The 23,489-nt window shown below is 61.9% G+C and carries 21 protein-coding genes; 15 read left to right on the forward strand and 6 right to left on the reverse strand.

Features of this window, described 5'->3' with window-relative positions; all coding sequences use genetic code 11:
* Positions 1-114: 114 nt before the first annotated feature.
* From AC3WTO_RS10100 to AC3WTO_RS10130, 7 genes are all read left to right on the forward strand, one after another.
* On the forward strand, positions 115-1,257 hold the full coding sequence (locus tag AC3WTO_RS10100) for a slipin family protein (protein WP_492460565.1): 1,143 nt from the start codon (positions 115-117) through the stop codon (positions 1,255-1,257).
* Positions 1,258-1,491: 234 nt separating this feature from the next.
* A complete protein-coding gene (locus AC3WTO_RS10105; protein ID WP_054307986.1) occupies positions 1,492-1,776 on the forward strand; it encodes an acyl carrier protein in 285 nt (94 codons plus the stop codon).
* 64 nt (positions 1,777-1,840) lie between these two features.
* Entirely contained in the window at positions 1,841-3,025 is a 1,185-nt protein-coding gene (locus AC3WTO_RS10110; RefSeq protein WP_492460566.1) for a beta-ketoacyl-ACP synthase, read from the forward strand.
* Between the two features lie 170 nt (positions 3,026-3,195).
* On the forward strand, positions 3,196-4,467 hold the full coding sequence (locus tag AC3WTO_RS10115; RefSeq protein ID WP_492460567.1) for a beta-ketoacyl-ACP synthase: 1,272 nt from the start codon (positions 3,196-3,198) through the stop codon (positions 4,465-4,467).
* A gap of 108 nt (positions 4,468-4,575) precedes the next feature.
* The gene (locus AC3WTO_RS10120) at positions 4,576-5,604 is read left to right on the forward strand and encodes a zinc-binding dehydrogenase (RefSeq protein WP_492460568.1); all 1,029 of its coding nucleotides are present in this window, start codon (positions 4,576-4,578) and stop codon (positions 5,602-5,604) included.
* 20 nt (positions 5,605-5,624) lie between these two features.
* A complete protein-coding gene (locus tag AC3WTO_RS10125; RefSeq protein WP_492460856.1) occupies positions 5,625-6,560 on the forward strand; it encodes a lipid A biosynthesis lauroyl acyltransferase in 936 nt (311 codons plus the stop codon).
* A 324-nt stretch (positions 6,561-6,884) separates the two neighbouring features.
* Positions 6,885-7,052, forward strand: a complete 168-nt coding sequence (locus AC3WTO_RS10130) for a hypothetical protein (RefSeq protein WP_492460569.1) — start codon at positions 6,885-6,887, stop codon at positions 7,050-7,052.
* Between the two features lie 57 nt (positions 7,053-7,109).
* Here AC3WTO_RS10130 and AC3WTO_RS10135 read toward each other — a convergent pair whose 3' ends face one another.
* Genes AC3WTO_RS10135 through AC3WTO_RS10145 form a run of 3 tightly spaced genes read right to left on the reverse strand, consistent with a single transcriptional unit; the run spans position 7,110 to position 11,662 of the window.
* Positions 7,110-8,045: a dimethyl sulfoxide reductase anchor subunit family protein gene (locus AC3WTO_RS10135; RefSeq protein ID WP_492460570.1), complete on the reverse strand. Its 936-nt coding sequence runs from the start codon at positions 8,043-8,045 to the stop codon at positions 7,110-7,112.
* 3 nt (positions 8,046-8,048) lie between these two features.
* Positions 8,049-8,816 carry a 4Fe-4S dicluster domain-containing protein gene (locus AC3WTO_RS10140; protein WP_492460571.1) on the reverse strand — a complete coding sequence of 256 codons (768 nt, stop codon included), beginning with the start codon at positions 8,814-8,816 and terminating at the stop codon, positions 8,049-8,051.
* Complete coding sequence (locus tag AC3WTO_RS10145; protein ID WP_492460572.1) at positions 8,813-11,662, reverse strand: molybdopterin oxidoreductase family protein; 2,850 nt, start codon at positions 11,660-11,662, stop codon at positions 8,813-8,815. The genes AC3WTO_RS10140 and AC3WTO_RS10145 overlap by 4 nt, the downstream gene beginning before the upstream one ends.
* Before the next feature lie 386 nt (positions 11,663-12,048).
* Here AC3WTO_RS10145 and AC3WTO_RS10150 point away from each other — a divergent pair, with 386 nt between their 5' ends.
* From AC3WTO_RS10150 to AC3WTO_RS10160, 3 genes are all read left to right on the forward strand, one after another.
* Complete coding sequence (locus AC3WTO_RS10150; RefSeq protein ID WP_492460857.1) at positions 12,049-13,590, forward strand: flavin monoamine oxidase family protein; 1,542 nt, start codon at positions 12,049-12,051, stop codon at positions 13,588-13,590.
* A gap of 50 nt (positions 13,591-13,640) precedes the next feature.
* The gene (locus tag AC3WTO_RS10155; RefSeq protein ID WP_492460573.1) at positions 13,641-14,054 is read left to right on the forward strand and encodes a c-type cytochrome; all 414 of its coding nucleotides are present in this window, start codon (positions 13,641-13,643) and stop codon (positions 14,052-14,054) included.
* Positions 14,055-14,123: 69 nt separating this feature from the next.
* A complete protein-coding gene (locus AC3WTO_RS10160; protein ID WP_492460574.1) occupies positions 14,124-14,621 on the forward strand; it encodes a RidA family protein in 498 nt (165 codons plus the stop codon).
* Positions 14,622-14,719: 98 nt separating this feature from the next.
* Here the strand turns inward: AC3WTO_RS10160 and AC3WTO_RS10165 are convergent, their stop codons facing one another.
* Entirely contained in the window at positions 14,720-15,319 is a 600-nt protein-coding gene (locus AC3WTO_RS10165; RefSeq protein ID WP_492460858.1) for a demethoxyubiquinone hydroxylase family protein, read from the reverse strand.
* A 150-nt stretch (positions 15,320-15,469) separates the two neighbouring features.
* Positions 15,470-15,901 (reverse strand): L,D-transpeptidase, encoded by a 432-nt coding sequence (locus tag AC3WTO_RS10170; RefSeq protein ID WP_492460575.1) that lies wholly within the window; start codon positions 15,899-15,901, stop codon positions 15,470-15,472.
* Between the two features lie 229 nt (positions 15,902-16,130).
* Here AC3WTO_RS10170 and AC3WTO_RS10175 point away from each other — a divergent pair, with 229 nt between their 5' ends.
* Positions 16,131-17,408, forward strand: coding sequence for an acetylornithine deacetylase/succinyl-diaminopimelate desuccinylase family protein (locus AC3WTO_RS10175; RefSeq protein WP_492460576.1), 1,278 nt, complete (start codon positions 16,131-16,133; stop codon positions 17,406-17,408).
* 97 nt (positions 17,409-17,505) lie between these two features.
* On the opposite strand, the gene AC3WTO_RS10180 is transcribed toward AC3WTO_RS10175, so the two are convergent.
* Positions 17,506-18,015: an OsmC family protein gene (locus AC3WTO_RS10180; RefSeq protein WP_492460859.1), complete on the reverse strand. Its 510-nt coding sequence runs from the start codon at positions 18,013-18,015 to the stop codon at positions 17,506-17,508.
* 325 nt (positions 18,016-18,340) lie between these two features.
* On the opposite strand from AC3WTO_RS10180, the gene AC3WTO_RS10185 reads away from it, so the two are divergent.
* The 4 genes from AC3WTO_RS10185 to AC3WTO_RS10200 all read left to right on the forward strand — a co-directional run bounded on the left by AC3WTO_RS10185 (position 18,341) and on the right by AC3WTO_RS10200 (position 23,487).
* Entirely contained in the window at positions 18,341-19,822 is a 1,482-nt protein-coding gene (locus tag AC3WTO_RS10185; RefSeq protein WP_492460577.1) for an ABC transporter substrate-binding protein, read from the forward strand.
* 151 nt (positions 19,823-19,973) lie between these two features.
* On the forward strand, positions 19,974-20,921 hold the full coding sequence (locus AC3WTO_RS10190) for an ABC transporter permease (protein WP_492460578.1): 948 nt from the start codon (positions 19,974-19,976) through the stop codon (positions 20,919-20,921).
* Entirely contained in the window at positions 20,918-21,787 is an 870-nt protein-coding gene (locus tag AC3WTO_RS10195) for an ABC transporter permease (protein WP_492460579.1), read from the forward strand. The genes AC3WTO_RS10190 and AC3WTO_RS10195 overlap by 4 nt, the downstream gene beginning before the upstream one ends.
* Positions 21,784-23,487, forward strand: coding sequence for an ABC transporter ATP-binding protein (locus AC3WTO_RS10200; protein WP_492460580.1), 1,704 nt, complete (start codon positions 21,784-21,786; stop codon positions 23,485-23,487). Before AC3WTO_RS10195 ends, AC3WTO_RS10200 begins: the two co-directional genes overlap by 4 nt.
* Positions 23,488-23,489: the final 2 nt, after the last annotated feature.

Below are 23,489 nucleotides of genomic sequence, written 5' to 3' on the forward strand. Positions count from 1 at the left end.
GACCCGCCACGACAAATGCCACCGGTCCCCGGATCTTCATGACCGGGATATGAAACGAAACGAAGAAAGGACTTGCCGGCAGATGACTTAGCCGTGCTCGAAGGAGTGAAGAACATGACCATTCTCGATACGATTTTGAGGCGCAAGCGCGTCCTCGTGAAGGAAAACGAACGTGCGATCGCCCTGCACAAGGGCGAACTGCTGGGCATTTTTGGCCCGGGCGAACATGTTCTGCCGAACCGCCGTGACAGTCTCGACGTCGTCAAGCACGACTTGAAGACGCCGGAATTCGTTTCGGCCTACGAGAAGGCCCTGTTCGACAAGCTCCCGCAAGTTGCGGCGAGCCACCTGACGGTCGTGCGGACGGGCAAGGCGGAGGTTGCGGTTGTCGAGCGCGACGGCCAGCCATTCACCGTGGTCGGCCCCGATCGAAAGCTGGTTCTGTGGGTCGATGCCGGTCCATGGGCGACGACGGTGATCGACATCGGCGGCAAACTCACGATCGAGCCGCTGCTGATGCGCCGGCTGGTCCTTGCCCGCAAGACCGACCAGATGGTCCTGTTCACGGTTTCGGACGGCCAGGCTGGACTGCTGTTCGTCGACGGCACCCATGTCGAGACGCTCGGTGCCGGCATGCACGGCTTCTGGAACTCCGGCCGGACGATCCAGATGAAGGTCATCGACCTCAAGCGCCAGTCGCTCGACGTGGCAGGACAAGAGATGCTGACCCGGGATCGCGTTACGATCCGCGTCAACATCGCCGCCGAGTATCGCGTCGTCGATCCGCTGAAGGCAGTGGCCACGGTGAAGGATTTCTCTGAAACCCTCTACCGCGCGCTGCAGTACGCCTTCCGCAAGACGCTGGGAGCTCTCAGCCTCGACCAGATCCTCGAGAAGAAGGTGACGGTCGACGAGGAAGCTGCTGCCAAGGTCAAGGCCGACATGGCCGAGATCGGCATCGAGGTCTCCGACATCGCCCTCAAGGACGTGATCCTGCCCGGCGAGATGCGCGAGATCCTGAACCAGGTGGTCGCGGCCGAAAAGCAGGCTGAGGCCAACGTCATTCGCCGCCGAGAGGAGACGAACGCCACGCGCGCTCTACTCAACACGGCGAAGGTGATGGCCGAGAACCCGGTCATGCTGCGGCTGAAGGAGCTCGAAGCACTGGAGGCCATTGCCGGCAAGGTCGAGCGCCTGACCGTGCACAACGGCACGGGCGGACTGCTCAATGACCTGGTCAAGCTGCGCGAAAACTGACGGGCCGGCAGCAACATCTTGCTGGTTGAAGAAGAGAGGCCGCCGAAACACTCCGGCGGCCTCTCAGTTACCTGGAATTGCCAGCCTTCCCTTGCGGCACATGTCGACAATATGCTTGTGCAAATACGTTTCCTGACATCCGCGTGGCACATTCGCCCTTTTCCTGCCATGCAAAACGGATTAGAGAGCGCGACAACCTCCAACACTGAATCCGCCCGCTCGAAGGAATTGCCCGTGTCCACGACGTTTGAAAAAGTTGCCAAAATCATTGCCGACACGAGCGAAATCGACATCGATACGATCACGCCGGAAAGCCACACCATTGACGATCTCGGCATTGACAGCCTCGACTTCCTCGACATCGTCTTCGCCATCGACAAGGAATTCGGCATCAAGGTTCCGCTCGAAAAGTGGACCCAGGAAGTCAATGACGGCAAGGCTTCGACCGACGAATACTTTGTCATGAAGAACCTCTGCGCGAAGATCGACGCGCTTGTCGCCGCCAAGAGCGCGGCCTGACATTTGATAGGCCGGCGCGCCGGCCGCCCTTGACGGGCGGCGCGCGCTGACCCACAAACCGCCCATGAAATCCCACGACGTCGTCATCACCGGCATCGGCCTTGTGTCTTCCCTCGGAGAAGGCCCCGACGCGCATTGGCAAAAATTGACGATCGCGGGCGCCAGGCCCGTGCTTGAGGCCGAGCGCTTCGCACCCTACACCGTGCACCCCCTGCCCGAGATCGACTGGAATCTGCAGATCGTCAAGCGCGGCGACCAGCGCCAGATGGAAACCTGGCAGCGACTGGGCACTTATGTGGCCGGCCTTGCACTGGATGATGCCGGCATCAAGACCGACGAAGCTCTTTGCTCCACCATGGACATGGTGGTGGCGGCCGGTGGCGGCGAGCGCGACGTGGCGGTCGACAATGACATCCTGGCTGCCTCTGAGAGCCGCAACGACTTCGATATCCTGCTCAACGAAAAGCTGACCACCGAGCTCAGGCCGACGCTGTTCCTCGCGCAGCTGTCCAATCTGCTCGCCGGCAACATCTCTATCGTGCATAAGGTCACCGGTTCCTCGCGCACCTTCATGGGCGAGGAAGGTGCTGGCGTAGCCGCTGTCGAGACGGCAGCCGCGCGTGTCCGATCCGGCCAGTCCACGCACATGCTGGTAGGCGGGGCCTTCCAGACCGAACACCCGGACATGCTGCTCGGCTACGAGCTGGGCGCCTATCTGCACAGGGGCGACTGGAAGCCAGTCTGGCAGCGTTCGGGCTCGGAAGGCGGCGGCGTCGTTTCCGGTTCGGGTGGTGCGTTCTTGGTCCTGGAAAGCCGCGAGCATGCCGAAAAGCGCGGCGCCCGCATCTATGCCGAACTCGGTCCGGTCCGCTCTGGACGCGCCCGTCGCAAGCGTGGTGAGCTGGGCTCGACCATCGAGGCGCTGCTCAAGGCTGCCAATCTGCCGCAAGGCCAGTTGCTCGCACTTTCCGGCGCTTCCGGCGGCCATGCCGCAACGTCGGCCGAGAAGGCAGCGATCGATGCAGCCGGCCTGAGCGCCCGCGGCTTCGGCACGCTGACCGGCCACATGAAGGAAGCGCAGTTCCCCTTCGCGGTGGCGCTCGCCGCACTCGCCGTTCACAACAAGGCGCCTTATCCCGTCTTCGATGCGGCGTTCGAGCGCAATTTCGACGGAATCCCCGAGCAGGTACTGGCAACGGCGGTCGGCTATCACCAATTCGAGGGCCTGGCGCTGGTCAGCGCTGCTTGAGCGGTACCAAGCGGCCGCCAGGCGGCGGGTGGATCGCCGCCACAAGGCAACTGGAGCGGTTCCGTTCTTAACGGAAACGCGGAAACGCTCTATCTCTTTGTTTTACGCAATCCCGGGCGCAGAATCGCAACGCACTTTTGCTGGATTGCTCTAAGGTCAAGGATTGAGGCATGGCAAAGCTGAAGGATCATCTGGGCAGGCCGGTGGTCGCGGTCACCGGGATCGGCGTGGTCACGTCGCTGGGTGTCGGCAAGGCTGACAACTGGGCGGCACTGACCTCCGGAAAGTCGGGCATCCATCCGATCACCCGCTTTCCCATCGACCAGTTGAACACCCGCATTTCCGGCATGGTCGACTTCCTGCCGTCGAGCAGCAAGGGGGCCAGCGCCCTCACCTACGAGCTGGCTGAGACCGCGGCGCGCGAAGCGGTCGCCGAAGCCGGCATCGACCCTGAGAATTTCGGCGGTCCGCTCTTTCTCGCTTCGCCGCCCGTCGAGCTCGACTGGCGCGACCGGCTGGCTCTCTACAAAGGCGGCGACCGAGCAGACGCCTCCGAGCGCATCCTCGAAGTGGCGCGCGGGCTGAACTCGTCGGACATGTTCGATTCCGCGCAGTTCGGCACGATTGCCGATCGCCTCTCCGACGCTTTCGGCACCATCGGGCTGCCGATCACTCTGTCCACCGCTTGTGCTTCCGGCGCCACTGCAATCCAGCTTGGGGTCGAAGCGATCCGCCGCGGCGAATGTGAGCGCGCGCTGTCGGTCGGCGCTGACGGCTCGGCCACGGCCGAGGCGTTGATCCGCTTCTCGCTGCTGTCCGCGCTTTCGACCTCCAACGACGTTCCGGAAAAGGCCTCCAAGCCTTTCTCAAAGGACCGCGACGGTTTCGTTCTGGCCGAAGGTTCGGCCGCTCTTGTGCTGGAATCACTCGAAAGCGCGCTCGCACGCGGCGCCACCGTGCTCGGCATCCTGCGCGGCTGCGGTGAGAAAGCCGACGATTTCCACCGTACCCGGTCCAAGCCGGACGGCTCGCCGGCGATTGCCGCGGTCAAGGCAGCGCTCGCCGATGCCGGACTTTCCGAGGACGAGATCGACTACATCAACGCGCACGGCACCTCGACGCCGGAAAACGACAAGATGGAGCATCTGTCTCTATCGACGGTTTTCGGCGAGCGGATCAGCCAGATCCCGATCTCGTCCAACAAGTCGATGATCGGCCACACCTTGTCGGCGGCCGGTGCCATTGAAGCCGCCTTCTCGCTGATGACCATGCGTGAAGGTGTCATTCCGCCCACCATCAACTACGACAATCCCGATCCGGCGATTGCATTGGATGTCGTGCCGAACAGGAAGCGCGAGGCGAAGGTTGGCACGGTTCTGTCCAACTCCTTCGGCTTCGGCGGCCAGAACACCTGCCTTGTCATGGCACGGGAACCCGTTTAAGGCGCCTCTCAGCAAAGGCACTAGGGCAATAAGGGAATAGGGCATTTTGTTGCCCTACTGCCCCATTCCCCTATTGCACTCTCTAAGACGAACTGGACGCGAGATCACATGCGCGCACTGCAACTCATCGAGGATCGCCGGTTGGAACTGGTCGACGTCGCTCCTCCCCCGCCTCCTGCCGTCGGTGAAGTGACGCTGCGCATCAAGGCCGTGGCGTTGAACCACATCGACGTATGGGGCTGGCGTGGCATGGCCTTCGCCAAGCGCAAGCTGCCGTTGACGGTCGGCGCGGAGGCATCCGGTGAGGTCGAGGCGATCGGCCCAGGCGTCTCCAACCTGGTTCCGGGCCAGTTGGTCTCGATCTATGGCGCACGCACCTGCGGGTTGTGCCGCGCTTGTCGTGAGAAGCGCGACAATCTGTGCGAACATGTCGGTGGCGTACACGGGTTCCATCTCGATGGCTTCGCGCAGGAGAAGATCAACCTGCCGGCTCGCCTGCTGGTTCCGGCACCTCCCGGCGTCGATGCCGTCGGCGCGGCTGTTGCGCCGGTTACTTTCGGCACTGTCGAGCATATGCTGTTCGACAACGCCAGACTGGAACCCGGCGAAACGATCCTGGTTCATGCCGGCGGCTCCGGCATCGGTTCGGCTGCCATCCAGCTCGCCAAGAAGATCGGCTGCACCGTCATCACCACGGTCGGCTCCAATGACAAGATCGAAAAGGCCAAGGCGCTCGGCGCCGATCACGTCATCAACTACCGCGAAGACCGTTTCGAAGGCGCGGTGCGCAAGATCACCAGGAAGAAGGGCGTCGACGTCGTCTTCGAGCATGTCGGCAAGGACACCTGGGCCGGCTCGATGTTTTCGCTGAAGCGTGGCGGCCGTCTCGTCACCTGTGGCTCGACTTCCGGCGTTTCGACCGAAGTGAACCTGATGATGCTGTTCCAGCAGCAGTTGAAACTGCTCGGGTCCTTCGGCTGCCGCATGGAGAACATGGCGAACGCCATGCAAAAGATGGCAGCCGGCCTTGTCGCACCGGTGATCGACACCGAAGTCGATTTCAACGGCATCGACGCGGCGCTGAAGCGCATGGAAGGCCGTGACGTTTTCGGCAAGATCATCCTGCGCGTGGGCTGATGGCCGACGCGCGCGAACCAATGCTGCGCCCCCTCGTCTACAAGACGCTGCGCGGGCTGAAAGTTGCCGAATACTGGCTTACCGCGCGCGTCGCGATGGCGATCCTGGCGATCATGCGTATGCTGCCGCCGGATCGCGCCCTCAACTTCATCGACCGCGCAGCGCGCACGATCGGCCCCAAGGTGGGGCGTCACCGTGTCGCCATTGCCAACCTCAAAAATGCCTATCCCGACAAGAGCGACGCCGAGATCGAAAAGATCGCCTCGGACATGTGGGGAAATATGGGCCGGCTGGCGGGTGAATATGTCTTCCTCGAACAGCTGTTCGACTACGACCCCGACGCCGAGACACCCGGTCGCGTCGAGGTCATCGGCAAGGAACTGTTCCTGAAGATCCGCGACGAGAAGAAGCCGCACATCTTCTTCACCGCGCATATGGGCAATTTCGAGCTATTGCCGGTCGCGGCTGCTACGTTCGATCTCTCGGTTTCGGCGCTGTTCCGGGCGCCGAACAACCCTTACCTCGCTGAATATATCTTCCGCACGCGCGCCGCGACGATGGGCGAACTGCTCGCCTCCAAGAACGGTGTCTCCTTTGCCATGGCGCAGGTCCTGGAGCGTGGCGGCAATGTCGGCGCCCTCGTCGACCAGAAGTTCACCAACGGCGTTCTGTCCACCTTTTTCGGCCAGCCGTGTCAGACCAGCCCGCTGGTGCCGAAGCTGGCCCGTCAGTTCGACTGCGACGTCTATCCTGTCTTCTCGGTGCGCCTCCCCGGCAACCGCTTTCGGCTGACTTTGTGTGACAAGCTCGAATTGCCGCGCAACGCCGCCGGTCAGTTGGATGTGGCCGCGATGGTCCAACTGATGAACGACACGGTCGAAGGCTGGGTGCGTCAGGACCCAGGGCAGTGGATGTGGTTCCACAAGCGCTGGCAGATCAGGGGCCGCACCCGCTAGAGCAATTTCAGGAAAAGTGCGTAGCGGTTTTCCGTCCGGAACTGCGCAAAGCAGAGAACCAGAGCAAAAAACTGACGAATCGAAGATCAGCGAAGCTGGGGGCGCTGGTCTTCGCGGACACGCCCGAAGCGGTAAGATGCAGCTGAAGGTCGATCCATCGCGCTCACATTTTCGATCTGGCGGCGAAATCTCTGCGACGCGCACAATCCTCGCGCGAATGTGACAGGCATTGCAGACAAGGATCGCCTAAACTCGCAACTTCTGCCACACTTGATCATTAACTTTTGTAATCGACAGTGCGGTCACAGGCAGGGCGGCAGGGCGATGACGGACGAACACACAAGGAAGAAAGACCCGGGGCTATGGACGCCGTGGGGCAGCCAGCAACCGGCAAAGCCGGGCGAGAAATTCGCGGCATTGCGGCGGCTGGCCAAACGTCTGCGCAGCGTGCGCAAGAAAAAGATGGCCAAGCCTGCCGTAGCCGGCAGCTAAGCCGATCGATCACGCAACCTGACGGCGGCGGGCGATAGCGAACTTGCGTGCCTAGCTCTAGCCGCCATAGTAATTCATCACTGCGTGACGCGCCTCGGCGAAGAACAGCCAACGTTCGGTCACCATCCCCACAGCATGGCTCAGCACCGCAGCCACCACCGTCAGCATTGACACGACCCCGGCTTCTTCGCCGGCCATCTGCACGGCCAGCACCAGAAACACCAGCCCTCCCGGCAGCAATCCGCCCAACAGCAGCGCAAGCCTGCGCAGCTTGGCGGCGTGTTTTCGGGCCACGCGGAAACCCATCTCATGGGTCAGGTAATTCTCGGTGACATGCGGCCGCTCGAACAGCCGGACACGACCGATCGCGCCGAGACCCGTAGCGCTTTCCGGTGTCGACAGAGGCTGGAGGGTATCGAGATGGCGCAACCAGGCGATCTTGGCCGTCCAGGCCGCGATCGACAACACCAGCGCAAGAAACAGCACCAGGCTTGCCGTTCCGCTGCCCGCCAACCCGAATGCGCTGCCCAGCAGCGCCCCTCCTGCCAGCGCGAACAACAGATAGCAGACCGTCGTCAGTCGCGTATGCCAGGCCTGCACCGATCTCAGCGAGGCATAGATCATCGAGGTGCAGAAGACGGTGGCAAGCGACAATGCCGACCCGGCAAGCCCGATTGGTGCGGAGTAGCGTCCTTCGACAACACAAAGCCATGCCGAAAGGGTCAAAGGCACGAAAGCAATGACCGACAGCACGCCCTCCCGCGACAGCCAGCTCGAGCGCCATTGCGAGAACGCGCGCCAGGCGCGTTGCGGATTGCCGAGATGCAGCGTCGAGGACAGCAGCCCGCAGGCAATCAGGCCCAACGCAAGGACATGGGCTGCCTTGGTCGCGATTGCCGCTGGGTCGAGCAACCCGATTCCCAGGATAGCCGCTAGCCCGTAGCCGAGGCCCGATAGCACTGTGAAGGCGATGATGGATGCAGCCGGATGCATGGATCAGATACGGTCCAGCATGCCGTCGAGCCAGGCAAAGAAGCCCGTCGCGCCGCTGGTGTCCTCGCCCCGAGCCACTTGGCCGGCGCACGCGGCCAGTGGCTTCCTCGGCCGGGGTGGCAGATATTTGTTCACCGGGCGCGTTCCCTGCTCCGGCATCAGGTCGATACCGCCACGCTCGGCGACCAGGATCGAGACGGCCGAGGACGGATCGCCAAGATCGCCGAAATGCCGTGCATTGGCCGGGCAGGTCCGCACACAGGCCGGCTGCCGGTCTACTTCCTCGATCGTCTCATTGTAGATCCGGTCGATGCACAGCGTGCATTTCTTCATCACGCCGGCAGCGAGATCCATCTCGCGCGCGCCGTAAGGGCACGACCAGGCACAAAGGCCGCAGCCGATGCATTTGTCCTCGTCGACCAGCACGATGCCGTCCTCGGCGCGTTTGTAGGAAGCGCCGGTCGGGCACACAGTCACGCAGGGCGCATCTTCGCAATGCAGGCAGGATTTGGGGAAATGCACGATGCGAGCGTCGCCTGCCTCGCCGACGATTTCACCGCCCGCCGGCACCACCTCGAAGGAATGCACCCGGTTCAGCCATGCGCCCGAGACATCGGCGCCATAGGGTTGCTGGTCCGACAAGGCAGCGCCGTAGCCGCCGGTATTCCATTCCTTGCAGTTCACCACGCAAGCATGGCAGCCGACACAGACATCGAGGTCGATGACGAGGCCGAGCTTCCTTGCCGTCGGCTGTACAGGCAGGCTGGTCATTGTGCCCACTCCTGCCCGTAGCGCAGTTCCGCCGGACTTGGCGGCTCCCCGTCAGGCTCGGCGATAGCTGGGAAATGTGGCTCGCTCACCGCCCCTTTGTCGGCCTTCTCGATACGGACCCTGAGGTCGTACCAGGCCGCCTGGCCGGTGATCGGGTCGGAATTCGACCAGCGGAGCCCGTCCTGCCTCGGCGGAAGAAGTTCGTGGATCAAGTGATTCATCAGGAAGGCTTTTTGCGCCTCCGGAACATTGCGATTCAGCCCCCACGCCCCTTCCCGCTTGCCGATGGCGTTCCAGGTCCACACCGTCGAGGAATTCACCGCCGCCATCCGCGCTACCGGCACCTTTATGCGGCTGTGGTGTGAGATCAGCCACACCCAGTCCCCATCGACGAGGCTCAGCTGCTCGCAGATCTGTTCAGGCACATAGAGCGGGTTGGCGGTATGGATCTGCCGCAGCCACGCATTCATCGAACCCCAGGAATGATACATCGCAGCCGGGCGCTGGGTGATGGCGTGGTAGGGAAATTCCTGCCGGTCGACCATCGCCTCGCCGAACGGTCGATACCAGTCGGGCAACGGGTCGAAAGCATCGAGGATACGCTGCCGGTGCGTCTCCGGCGCCAGCGGCTCGCGCAAGCCTTCAGCGGACAGCCGGAACTTCTGCAGCGATTCCTGGTAGAGCTGGAACGTTACCGGCTGGGGGGTGTCGAAGAAGCCCAAGCGCACCGCGAAGTCCTGGTAGGCTTGGTTGGCATGTTTGAAGAACTGCGCCTCCATCGGAATATGCGCGGAGAAGAACGAGCCGTTCTCGATATAGCGCTGCAACTGCTGCGGATTTGTCGCGCCGCGCCCAACGCGGTCGCCGGTCAGGCCACGGAACCCCGCCAGCGGGCCAATGCCCGGCCGGCGTTCATGGCGAACGATGTAGTCGGCATAATCCTTGTAGAGCGGCTTGCCGTGATTGTCGGCAAAACCGGGCAGACGCAGCCGCGCTCCGAGGTCGATCAGCACGCTCTGGAAACCGCGCACATTGCGGTCCGGTTCGATCACCGGCCAGCGAATGGCGTCCTGCACGGCATCCGGTTCCGAAATCGGCCGGTCGAGCAGCGAGATGCAGTCATGGCGCTCCAGATAGGTCGTGTCGGGTAGGACGAGGTCGGCATAAGCAACCATCTCGGAGGCATAGGCGTCGGAATAGATGATTTTCGGGATTTTGTAGTCGCCGGTTGCCGGGTCCTTGTCCTCCAGCATGCGGATGACGCCCGCCGTGTTCATCGAGGAGTTCCAGGCCATGTTGGCCATGTAGAGAAACAGCACGTCGACCGGGTATGGATCGCCGGCATGGGCATTCGCGATCACCATGTGCATCAGCCCATGCACCGAGAACGGTGCATCCCAGGAAAATGCCTTGTCGATGCGCGTCGGTCGCCCTTCGGCATCGACCAGGAGGTCTTCCGGCCCGCGCGGAAAACCGAGATGCGGTCCTGAAAGCGGCTTGTTCGATCCGAAATGCTCGGCTCTGCCGTGCGGCGTCGGATGCGCGGAGACAGGCTTGGGATAAGGCGGCTCGAACCGAAAACCGCCGGGACAATCGACCGCGCCGATCAGCACCTGCAGCATGTGCAGCGCCCTGGCTGTCTGGAAACCGTTGGAATGAGCCGACAACCCGCGCATGGCGTGGAATGACACCGGCCGCCCGATGAAACCCTCGTGACGCTGGCCATGCACATCCGTCCATGGCTGCTCGATCGATATGGCTTCCTCGAACGCGACCCGGCCGATTTCCGCTGCAAGCCCGCGGATCGTGTCCGCAGCCACACCCGTTTCGGCGGAAACGGCCTCCGGCGCGTATTTCGGATCGAGGTATTTTTCCGCGAGCAACTGAAAGGACGGTACCGCGAAGCGGCCGTCGGTGAGTTGCACGCGCCCGGAAAGTGCGGGCCTCGCTCCCTTGCTGCCGACCGCGACGACCTGTTCCGTAACACTCTCGAAGACGAGTGGCCTGCCGTCGCCATCGCGCGCAAATAGACCGTGCTCGGCAGTGCCGGGGGCATCGACGACCAGCCATGTGGCGTTGGAGTAGCGCACCAAATAGTCGACATCGATGCGTCGCGCCTTGAGCAGTTCGTGCACGATGGCCAGGATCAGCAGCCCGTCCGTGCCCGGGCGAATACCGATCCAGTTGTCGGCAACAGCTGAATAGCCGGTCCGCACCGGGTTGACCGAAACAAAGCGGGCTCCGTTCTGCTTCAACTTGGCGATGCCCATCTTGATCGGGTTCGAATCGTGGTCTTCCGCCACTCCGAACAGCACGAACAACCGGGTGCGCTCCCAGTCCGGCGCGCCGAACTCCCAGAATGCTCCGCCAATCGTCATGATGCCGGCGGCGGCCATGTTGACCGAGCAGAAGCCGCCATGTGCGGCGTAGTTCGGCGTACCGAACTGCTGCGCCCAGAAACCGGTAAGGGATTGCGACTGGTCCCGTCCCGTGAAGAAGGCAAGCTTTTTCGGATCGTCGCGGCGCACGCCGTCGAGCCAGCCGCCGGCGATCTCAAGCGCCTCGTCCCAGCTGATTTCCTCGAATTCGCCGGAGCCGCGCGGTCCCACCCGTTTCAACGGCGCGCGCAGCCTCGCCGGAGCGTAATGCTGCATGATGCCCGCCGACCCTTTGGCGCACAGCACCCCCTTGTTGACCGGATGGTCGCGATTGCCTTCGATGTAGCGGATCTTGCCGTCCTTGATGTGCACGTTGATGCCGCACCGGCACGCGCACATGTAGCAGGTCGTCTTGCGGACCTCGTCGGCTATCGGTTCGGACAGCGCCACCCGTTCGGTGCGATTCATCGAGCGAACTCCTCCACGTCGAAACGTACCGGCACACAATCGGAAAGGAAATGCGCGAACAGGGTTCCCGACAGCAATTTCATCCATGGGTAATGGCTATTTGAGCACATTCTCCCATCACATTGATAAATCGGGAAAATACCCGCCCACACCGCCCGAATGGCGAGTTCGCGGTTTGCGCCAATTCACTTGCATCCGTTGAACCATCTCCCGGCGCCGCGTTGACTTGCTTTGGCAGCGTCCTAGCTTCGACCGTGCTGCTGGATGGAACGGGGGTGCTTCCGGCAGGGGCGGACGCCGCTATTGGCGGCCAGAAAGGACTAGACGTGTTACAGAATCATACACTTAATGGATTGAGCAGGCGCAAGCTGCTCACGCTCATTGGCATGACGGCGGGGTCCGCTGCCATGTACCAGGCCATGACCACAATGGGCCTCGCGGCCGAGTCCGGCTACAAGGGGCGCATCAAGCTGGAAGGCGATCCGAAAGGCGCCACCGTGCTGATCCTGGGCGCCGGCCTCGCCGGCATGACGGCGGCGCTGGAGCTGCGCCAAGCCGGCTACAAGGTGAAGATTCTGGAATACAACAACCGCGCCGGCGGCCGTAACTGGACAGTGCGCGGCGGCGACACGTTCAGTGAACTTGGCGGCGGCAAGCAGACCTGCGAATTCGAAGACGGCCTCTACGTCAATCTCGGCCCGTGGCGTATCCCGTACCACCACAACGGCTTGCTCGACTATTGCAAGCGACTGGGCGTCCAGTTGGAGCCGTTCCAGCAGATCAACCACAATGCTTTCCTGCATTCTTCGACGGCTTTCGGCGGCAAGCCGCAGCGTGTGCGCGACATCAAGACCGATTTCCAGGGCCATACATCCGAGTTGCTGGCCAAGGTCACCCAGAAGGGCAAGCTCGAGGGTGACGTCACCAAGGAAGACCAGGAAATGCTCCTCGAAGCGCTCAAATCGTGGGGGGCGCTCGATAAGGACTACGCCTATGCCAAGGCCTTGACCTCCGCGGAATATCGCGGCTACGAGAAGGACCCGGGCGGCGGCCTCGGCGCGGCACCCGTTCCCGGCGATCCGATCGGGCTGTCCGACATCCTGAAGTCCAAACTCTGGGGCAGCCTCGCCAATTTCGCGCTCTACGAATTCCAGACCACCATGTTCCAGCCCGTAGGCGGCATGGGCAAAGTCGGCGAAGCCTTCGCCAAGGAAGTCGGCGACCTGATCACCTTCAATGCCAAGGTGACCAAGATCGACCAGAACGAAAAGGGCGTGACGGTCACCTACGAGGATACGACCAAGCCCGGCGCCACGCAGGAGGCGAGTGCCGACTGGTGCATCTGCACCATCCCGCTGACCATCCTGAGCCAGATCGACATCAAGGTCAGTGGCGAAATGCAGGCGGCCATCGCGGCCGTGCCCTATGCTTCGTCCGTCAAGGTCGGCCTGCAGTTTAAGCGCCGTTTCTGGGAAGAAGACGACCTCATCTTCGGCGGCGTTTCCTACACCGACCTGCCGATCACGCAGATCTCCTATCCCAGCACTGGCTTCAACACGACCGGCAAGGCTGTGCTGCTTGGCTGCTACACCTGGAATGGCCCGAATTCCTACGAATTCACGGCGATGTCGCCACAGGACCGGGTCAAGCGCGCGGTCGAATACGGCAGCCAGATCCATCCGCAGTACAAGGATGAGTTTGAAAACGGCGTATCCTGGGCCTGGCATCGCTCGCCCTACACGCTGGGTTGCGCCGGTGACTGGACCGAAGAGGCCCGCAAGGAGCACTACGACAACCTGTGCCAGCTCGACGGACGCATCATGCTGGCCGGCGAGCATGCCTCTTACATTCCTGCCTGGCAGGAAGGAGCGATTCTCTCGGCCCTGAACGCCATCGAGCGCCTGCATAAACGCGTTCTGCAGGGGTGACGGCCGCACGGCCCATCCCTCTTTCCCTCAATTTTGCAAGGCACGTCATCATGACTACCAAGACAAACAGGCCATTCGGCCTCGCCGCGACCGCGGCAATCCTCACGGCACTCTCCAGTTCTGCGGCTTTCGCCGACTCGGCGGGCGCCACCTTCTCCACCGGCAACACATTTTCCCAGAAGACAGGGGAAGCCCTCTACGCCAACCTTTGCCAGGCCTGTCATATGGAAAAGGGCGAAGGAGCGGTCGGCGCCGGCAAGTATCCGGCACTTGCCAAGAACACCAACCTGGAATCGGCCGGCTACCCGATCTATGTCATCCTGCATGGTCAGAAGGGCATGCCGCCCGTCGGCCAGATGCTCGACGACGAACAGGTTGCTGCTGTGGTGAACTACGTCCGCACGCATTTCGGCAATGATTACAAGGATGCCGCGACTGCACAGGACGTGAAGGACGCCCGCTAATAAACGACCAGAAGTGGGCTTCAGGGCCCACCTCGCCCCAGATTATCAGCAAGAAGGAGAACACCGGCTATGAAAGCACGGACCGGCGCCGCTTTGATTGCGGCACTGATGGCCATGACCGGCGGCGCGATGGCGCAAGACGTCATCCGTCACAAGATCCCGAACTCGGACTTCCCGATCTCCCAGGCGGTCGAAGTTCCGGCGGGCAAGACCACGGTTTACGTCAGCGGGGCGGTACCCTCGGTCGCTGACGAAAAAGCTGAAAAGGGTTCGCTTGCTGCTTATGGCGACACCAAGACACAGACCGAGTCGGTGCTGAAGTCGATCGAAAAGACGCTTGCCGGCCTCGACCTCAAGATGGGCGACGTCGTCAAGATGCAGGTCTTCCTGGTCGGTGACCCGGCCAAGGGCGGCAAGATGGACTTCGGCGGCTTCATGGAAGGCTACACTCAGTTCTTCGGTACCGAGGAACAGCCGAACCTGCCGACACGCTCGGTCTTCCAGGTCGCCGGCCTTGCGGCACCCGGTTTCCTCGTCGAGATCGAAGTCACCGCAGTCAGGCCGTAAGCTTTGTGGAATTTGTGGATGGGCTGCCTCGTGGCAGCCCATCTTCATTGCCGTCGACAGCCGGGCCGGTGAAGCGCCTGACAAACGAGCATGGACGCCTAGTCCGTCTTTCTGGCTCGGGCCATCTCCGCACGCATCCAGGTTGAATCACCCCATGTCGAAAGCCAGATCATAAGGTCGGTAAGGCCGCCTATGACGGGCAACAACATGGCATGGCTCAGACCTTGCCTGTTCTGGTTCTTTTCGGCTTCGCGCAGGTGCGCCAATTCCTGTTCCTGTATCGAAGCGATAAGGGCGTGAAGGTCCGGATCGCGCGAGGCGAGAAAGGTCAGTTGATCTTCCAGATGGCGATGAACCGTACTTTCGACGGCTTCCGTGCAAATCCAGACCATGTTGCGACCGCAGAGCGCGGTCAGAAAGCCGAGCACGTAGCCACCGAGGCTCCAGAGCGACATGACGCGGCAGGGTCTGGCGCATCTGGCAGGCATTGCATCGCGAAACAGACGGCAATGATCGATTTCGTCGTCGCGCATGTCTTTCAGCAGCGGCACGATATCAGGGAACAGCCGCCGCGCGACCGCAATCTGGGCGCCATAAATCCGAATTGCGCCAAATTCGCCTGCGTGGTTGACCTTGAGTATGCGACGGATGGTGATCGCTGGATCACGGCTGCCGGACTTCCGTGATTGGTCGAGCATCATCAATGCTACTCGTTGTTCGTCTTCAGCAAACGACGCGCCGGACTCCATTGAGCGTATTATCAGGCTCAAGGACTACCGCCGCGCCGCAATCCGTTATGACAGGTCACCCCCGACGCGGCTTTGACACCGCGCTCAAGAGGCTACAACCTAATATGTGACGACAATGCGCGTATCGTTCATGCCGACTTCGCGAACCAGCGAATAGAAGGTCGCGGCATTGGCGGTGGCCAGACGCACGCAGCCGTGCGAAGCCGGACGACCAAGTTGCCGGACAGCATTGGTGCCGTGCACGGCATAACCGCCATTGTAAAAGACCGAGAACGGCATGGGCGAGTTGTCGTATTTCTTGGAATACCACATCTTGTGCAGACGCTTCGGTTTCCAGCTGCCGCTCGGCGTGACGTAACCCTTTCGGGCCGTTGACACATTCCAGCGGTAAAGGACCTCGCCGTAGCGACTTACCGTCATCGTCTGCGTCGATATGTTGACCCTGGCGACCAGGCCGTCGGCACGGCTCTCGGCAGCACTCACCAACAATACCGCTCCTAGAATACCCCCCACAAGAACAGACTTCTTCATGAGTCTGGCCCCTCTCCCTGCATTGCTTCCCCAGAATTCCGATCTCTCACTTTATCTTTCAAAGGTTAAAAGAACAGTGATCTGCTTTACACAAGAGACCTGGTGCATATGACCGGGCCGTTGACGCGAATGTGAACCATTTTGCCGGCTTCCAACGCACGAAACACCGCCAGCTGGATCAACGAGCAGGCACTTGCATGGGATAGGCTTTCCCTGCTCAACTTCCGCGATGACCGACCGACTCTTACGAGGCGTCGAAGCGCGCACCGACGACCTGGTCGCGCTGACCGCCGACCTGATCCGTTTTCCCACAGTGAACCCGCCGGGCGAGGCTTATCGGCCCTGCGCGGAATTCATCGCCGAGCGTTTGAAAAAACGTGGTTTCGGGATCGAGCTGATCCGTGGCGAAGGCACACCGGGCGACAATGATCGCTATCCACGTGTCAACGTGGTTGCCCGCTTCGACGGTCGCACGCCCGGCCCTACCGTGCATTTCAACTCGCATATCGACGTGGTCGAGGCGGGCGAAGGCTGGACTGTCGATCCTTTTGCCGGCGTGGTGAAAGACGGGCGCGTCTATGGTCGCGGTGCCTGCGACATGAAGGGCGGGCTTGCGGCCTCGATCATCGCGGTCGAAGCCTTCATGGAGGCCTATCCGGATTTCCCTGGCGCCATCGAGATCTCAGGAACGGTGGATGAGGAATCCGGTGGTTTCGGCGGCGTCGCCTACCTGGCCAGCAAGGGCTACTTCTCGAAGCCCCGGGTAGACCACGTCATCATCCCCGAGCCCCTCAACAAGGAACGCATCTGCCTTGGGCATCGCGGCGTCTGGTGGGCCGAGATCGAGACGCTGGGTGAGATCGCTCACGGCTCGATGCCTTTCCTCGGCGACAATGCGGTGCGTCATATGGGCGCCGTTCTCGCGGCTTTCGAGGCCGACCTCTTTCCCGCGCTGGACCGCAAGCAGACGTCGATGCCGGTGGTCCCCGAAGGTGCGCGGCGTTCGACGATGAACATCAATTCGATCCACGGTGGCCAGACCGAGGATTTCCGGCCGGGGCTCCCCTCTCCCAACGTGCCGGATTCCTGCCGCCTCACCATTGATCGCCGCTTCCTGCTCGAAGAAAAACTCGATGAGGTGAAGCGCGAAGTGGTCGATATTCTCGACCGGCTGAAGCGTGAGCGAGCGAAATTCGATTATCGCATCCGCGACGTCATGGAAGTGCAGCCGACCATGACCGAGCGCGACGCACCGGTCGTCAAGGCGGTCGCCGAGGGCATCATGCAGGTGTTCGAGCGCGAACCCGACTATGTGATCTCTCCTGGCACCTACGACCAGAAACACGTTGCCCGCATCGGCCACCTGTTCGATTGCATCGCCTACGGCCCGGGTATCCTCGACCTTGCCCATCGGCCCGACGAATGGGTCGGCATCGAGGACATGGTGCAATCGGCCAAGGTCATGGCGATCGGGCTGAACGTGCTGTTACGGGGTGGACGGAGCTAGAGCATTTTGTAGCCAGGTGGGATCACTTGGCGTTACAAAAAAGCGACGAAAACAAAACTTAGAGCGTTTCCGCATTTCCGTGAAAAACGGAAACGCTCTAAAGCCGCCGCGCCGCGACCGACAGCTGCGGCCGCTGGTTGATCGTCTGGAACACCACGCAATAGCGTTCGGTGAGTTTCACCAGCGAATCGATGCGCTCCTGCGGTTCGTCGGTCTGCAATTCGATCCCCAGCCTTATCGCCCTGAATCCGACCGGCGCGTCCTTGGCGACGCCCAGAGTGCCACGAAAATCGAGATCGCCCTCCGCGACTAGCGTGGCGCCGTCCAGTCTGAATTCGAGCGCGCTCGCGACAGCCTTCAGTGTCACGCCCGCGCAGGCAACCAGCGCCTCGAGCAACATGTCGCCGGAGCACAACTCCAGCCCGCTGCCACCTGTAGCCGGATGGAGGCCGGCTATTGCCAGGGCACGGCCGGTTTCCACCTTGCAGGCGATCGACTGGTCGTCGATCGAACCTTTGGCACGCAAGGTGATGAGCGCTTTTTCCGGCATATCGCGATAGGCTTCCTTGAGGGGAGCCTGCAATGTCTTGAGTGTTGCCGCATCCATCATCACACCCTCCGCCTGCGGCGCGTCACCGCCGGTCGTGGCGCACCGGATAGAGCCGGTATATTGGCACAAGATTTCCTCACCGGCATCATCGATGAAAACAAACGCGATTTACTCCGTTGGAATTTCACGCTTCTATCCCGCCCGAGCTAGGGTGCGCTGAGATTCAAACCAGGACGAGCCGAAAATGGTGGCTTTCGAGAACCGGAGCGGAGCGTACGTTCAAGTACGTGAGCACCGGCAGCGCGGAAAGCTGCCATCTGCAGGTCGGCGTCGTTTGAATCTCAACACACCTTAAACAAGCAGGATAATGAGGGGAATCGCGATGAGGCTCTGGAAGACGGTCTTGGCAGCCACTGCGGTGGCGCTTGCTTCAGGCACGGCAGCGTTCGCTGCCCGCACCGATCTGGTGCTTGGCATGGTGCTGGAGCCGCCGCATCTCGACCCTACCGCCGGCGCAGCTGCTGCCATACGCGAAGTCACCTATGCCAACATCTTCGAGGGATTGACCCGCATCGGACCCAACGGAGAGGTGTTGCCCGATCTCGCCGAGAGCTGGACGATTTCAGAAGACGGCAAAGTCTACACATTCAAACTGCACAAGGGTGTGAAGTTCCACGACGGCACTGATTTCGACGCTTCGGACGTCAAGTTCTCGCTCGACCGAGCCCGCGCCGAGAATTCACAGAACGCCCAGAAGCAGCTCTTTGCAGCCATCGACACCGTCGAAGTCGTCGATCCGGCAACCGTCAGGGTGACGCTGAAACAGCCGCAGGGCTCCTTCCTGTACAATCTGGGCTGGGGTGATGCGGTGATCGTGGCGCCTGAAAGCGCCGAGACCAACAAGGAAAAGCCGATCGGCACCGGCCCCTTCAAGTTCCAGAACTGGGCAAAGGGATCTTCCGTCACGCTGGTGAAATCGGACAATTATTGGGGCGATCCTGTCTTCCTCGACAAGGCGGAATTCCGCTTCATTCCCGACGCCTCGGCGGCAGTCCCGGCCATGCTGTCCGGCGACGTGCAGGCTTTCCCCAACATGCCGACCAGCGACAGCCTGTCCCAATTCCAGTCCGATCCACGCTTCAAGGTCGTGGTCGGCTCGACCGAGGGCGAGACCATTCTCGCGATGAACAACGGCAAGCCGCCATTCGACCAGCTCAAGGTCCGCCAGGCGATCTCCTATGCGCTTGACCGCAAAGCCATCATCGACGGTGCTTCAGAAGGCCTCGGCCAGCCGATCGGCTCGCATATGTCGCCATCCAGCAAGGATTATGTCGACCTGACCGGCACCTATCCGCACGACCCTGCCAAAGCGAAGAAACTTCTCAAGGAAGCGGGCCTGGAAGGCGGCACGAAAGTGACGCTGAAGCTGCCGCCCCCACCTTATGCGCGCCTGGGCGGCGAGATCATCGCATCGCAACTGCGGGATGTCGGCATCGAGGCCGAGATCATTCCGGTGGAATGGGCGCAGTGGCTGGACCAGGTCTTCACCAAGAAGGACTACGACCTCACCATCGTCTCCCATGTCGAGCCCAACGACATCGGCATCTATGCCCGCAAGGACTACTACTTCAATTACCAGAACCCGGAGTTCAACAAGGTGATCGAGGCGCTCGATGTCACCGCCGACGAGACCAAGCGCAAGGAACTGCTCGGCACGGCACAGAAGATCCTCGCCGACGACGCCGTGGTGGGCTTCCTGTTCGAATTGCCGAAGGTCGGCGTCTGGGATGCCAAGATCGAAGGCCTGTGGCAGAACCAGCCCGTACCCGCCAACGACCTCACCAAGGTGAAGTGGAACGACTGATGGCAATGTTCTTCTCCCTTTTCGCGGGGAGAAGATGCCGGCAGGCAGATGAGGGACGGCGCCAGACATTGCAGAACATAATGTTGCCTCTCCTCCCGTCGGCCAGGCCGCCTTCTCCCCACAAACGGGGAGAAGGAAGGGTATGCCGTGCATGACCGCTTATCTTCTCAAGCGCATCGCCATCGCCTTCGCCACGCTGGTGCTGGCCTCCATCGTCGTCTTTGCGGTGCTGGAGATCCTGCCTGGCGATCCGGCGCGCCTGATGCTCGGCATGAATGCCAGCGCCGAGCAGGTCCAGCAGGTGCGCACGCAGATGGGGCTGAATGACCCCTTGCTGCTGCGCTATTTCCATTGGATCGGCAATCTCGTCGTGCTCGATTTCGGCCGCTCCTACACCTACTCGGTGCCGGTCATCGATCTGGTGCGCGAACGCGTCGCCGTTTCTTTGCCTCTGGCCCTGATCGCGCTCACCCTGTCGACGCTGATTGCCATTCCGGTAGGCCTCTATGCCGCGGCGCGCCAGGGCCGCTTCGGTGACACCGTCTCGATGGGTGTTTCGCAGATCGGAGTGGCCATACCCAATTTCTGGTTCGCGCTGCTTCTGATTTACCTTTTCGCAGTATGGCTGAAATGGGTGCCGGCTGGTGGCTTTCCGGGCTGGAGCGCCGGCGTATGGCCTGCATTGAAGGCGTTGATCCTGCCCGCCATTGCCCTGGCACTGCCGCAGGCGGCGATTCTCGCGCGCGTCACCCGCCAGGCGCTGATCGAGGTGCTGTCGGAAGACTACATCCGCACCGCCCGCGCCAAGGGCATGCCTTATCGCGCGGTGCTCTGGCGGCATGCGCTGCGCAATGCGCTGATCCCGGTGCTGACCATTCTTGGCCTGCAGTTCGCCTTCCTGCTTGCCGGCACCATCATCATCGAGAACGTCTTCTATTTGCCGGGTCTCGGCCGGCTCATCTTCCAGGCCATCACGCAGCGCGACCTGATTGTCGTCGAAAGCGTCGTCATGCTGCTGGTCGCGACCGTGATCCTCGTCAATCTTCTGGTCGACTTCTCCTATGCTATCGTCGACCCGCGCCTGCGGGGACGGTCGTGACGCTGCAGACGGAAATCCCACGCGAAACCCCGGCTTCGCTGGCCGCCAAGGCCCTGCGCCACAAGTCCTTCATCGCTGGCTTCCTCGTCACCTTGCTGGTGGCGGGAATGGCCGCCCTCTCCTTCCTGTGGACGCCCTACGATGTCACCAGGCTTGTGATCTCGGACAAGCTGCTGGCGCCATCGGCCGCACACTGGTTCGGCACCGATCATTTCGGCCGTGACGTTCTGTCGATGATCATGATCGGTGCGCGCAACTCCATCGCCGTTGCCCTGGTCGCGGTCGGCATAGGCATTGGTCTCGGCGTGCCGCTGGGGTGCTGGGCCGCGGCGCGTGGCGGCCTCATCGACGAAGCGTTGATGCGGCTCAACGATCTCGTCTTCGCCTTCCCGGCGCTTTTGTCGGCCATCATGATCACCGCGATCTTCGGTCCGGGCGCTATCAACGCCATCATTGCGATCGGTATCTTCAACATCCCGGTCTTTGCCCGCGTCGCCCGCGCCGGTGCGCTCGCCATCTGGCCGCGCGAATACATTCTCGCCGCCCGCGCTGCTGGCAAAAGCAAGGCTCTGATCACGCTGGAACATATCCTGCCCAACATCGCGACCTTGCTTCTGGTGCAGGGCACCATCCAGTTCGCACTTGGCATCCTGGCGGAGGCCAGCCTGTCCTATGTCGGTCTGGGCGCTCAGCCGCCGATGCCAAGCTGGGGCCGCATGCTGTTCGAGGCACAGACCCGCATGGCCCAGGCGCCATGGATGGCGATCTTTCCAGGCATGGCTATCGTCATCACCGTTCTCGCCCTGAACCTGCTGGGTGACGGCGTCGCCGATATCCTCGATCCGAAATCACGGCGCCGCCGATGAGCTTGCTCGAGATCGAAAACCTGACGCTCGCCATCGGCAACCGGCCGATCCTGAAGGGCGTCGACCTTGCGGTCGCGCCTGGCGAAGTCGTCGGCCTGGTTGGAGAATCCGGCTCTGGCAAATCGATGACAGCGATGACCGTGATGCAACTGCTGCCTTTCACGGCCAAGGCGACCGGCAGCGTGCGCTTTGACGGCATCGACGTCCTTGCCGCCACCGAGGATCAGATGTGCGCCCTGCGCGGCGATGATATTGGCATGGTGTTCCAGGAGCCAATGACGGCACTCAACCCGGTCAAGACGATCGGCGAACAGGTCGCGGAGGGCATTCGCTGGCACACCAAAGCCGGCCGTGCCGAGGCGGAAGACCGGGCGCGAAAAATCCTCGACCGGGTCGGACTGCCGGAAGCCAAATTTCCCCTCACGCGCTACCCGCATGAACTCTCGGGCGGCCAGCGCCAGCGCGTCGTCATCGCCATTGCCTGCGCCCTGAAGCCGAAGCTTCTCATCGCCGATGAACCGACCACAGCACTCGATGTCGTGCTGCAGGCGCAGATCCTGGATCTGCTGCGCGATCTCGTACGCGAAAACGACATGGGCCTGCTGCTCATCTCGCACGACCTGGCCGTCGTCACCGAAATGTCGGACCGCATCACCATCATGCGCCATGGCGAGGTGATGGAAGCCGGCGAGACCGCGCAGACCTTGTCCCGGCAGGTGCACCCCTACACGCGGCAACTGGCCCTGGCATCAATGCATGTGCCGAAACGCCATCGCATCCCCCCCAAGGGGGAGATGTCGCCGAAGGCGACAGAGGGGGGGGCTTCAGAAAGAAACATCGCTGGATCAAATATCGCCGGGGCCAGCCCAGCGTCGACAAAGCCGCTCGTCTCCGTCGAGAACGTTTCGCGCCTCTATCCGGGCCGCCGCACATCATTCTTTGGCCGCGGCGCTCCTGTCCAAGCCGTCGACAATGTGTCGCTCAACATCGCGCCGGCGCAATCGGTCGCCCTGGTCGGCCGCTCGGGTTGCGGGAAATCCACACTGGCGCGCATGATCCTGGCGCTCGACAATCCGAGCGCCGGCGCAATCCGTTTCCGCGGCGAGACGATCTCCCATCGCAACGAAGCGGAATTGAAACCGGCCCGGCGCGACATGCAGGTGGTGTTCCAGGACCCTTATGGCTCCTTCGATCCACGCCAGAAGGTCGAGAAGCTTGTCGCCGAGCCGCTGCACCTGCTGGAGAAGAAGCCGACGCCCGCGGAACGTCGGGACATGGTGGCGCATGCTCTGAACGAGGTGGGTCTTGGGCCTGACGATCTCGACAAATATCCGCACGAATTCTCAGGCGGTCAGCGCCAACGCCTGTCGATTGCCCGCGCCATCATCACCCGCCCCAGGCTGATCGTTGCCGACGAGCCCGTCTCTGCCCTCGACGTATCGATCCGCGCCCAGATCCTCGACCTTTTCGCCGAGTTGAATGGCCGGCTGGGCATCGCCTATCTTTTCATAACGCACGACCTCACCGTCGCGCGCGCGATCACCGACGAGGTGCTGGTCATGCATGAAGGGCGCATCGTTGAGCGCGGCGTGACAAAGGAAATCCTCGATCACCCGCAATCGGAAGCCGCGCAAGCGCTCGTTGCCGCAGCACCCGACCTCCATCGGGCGATCGCCAGGAAGATGCAGGAACAGGGTTAGAA

It is taken from the genome of Mesorhizobium sp. EU05-FHT14A09 (assembly GCF_058790995.1).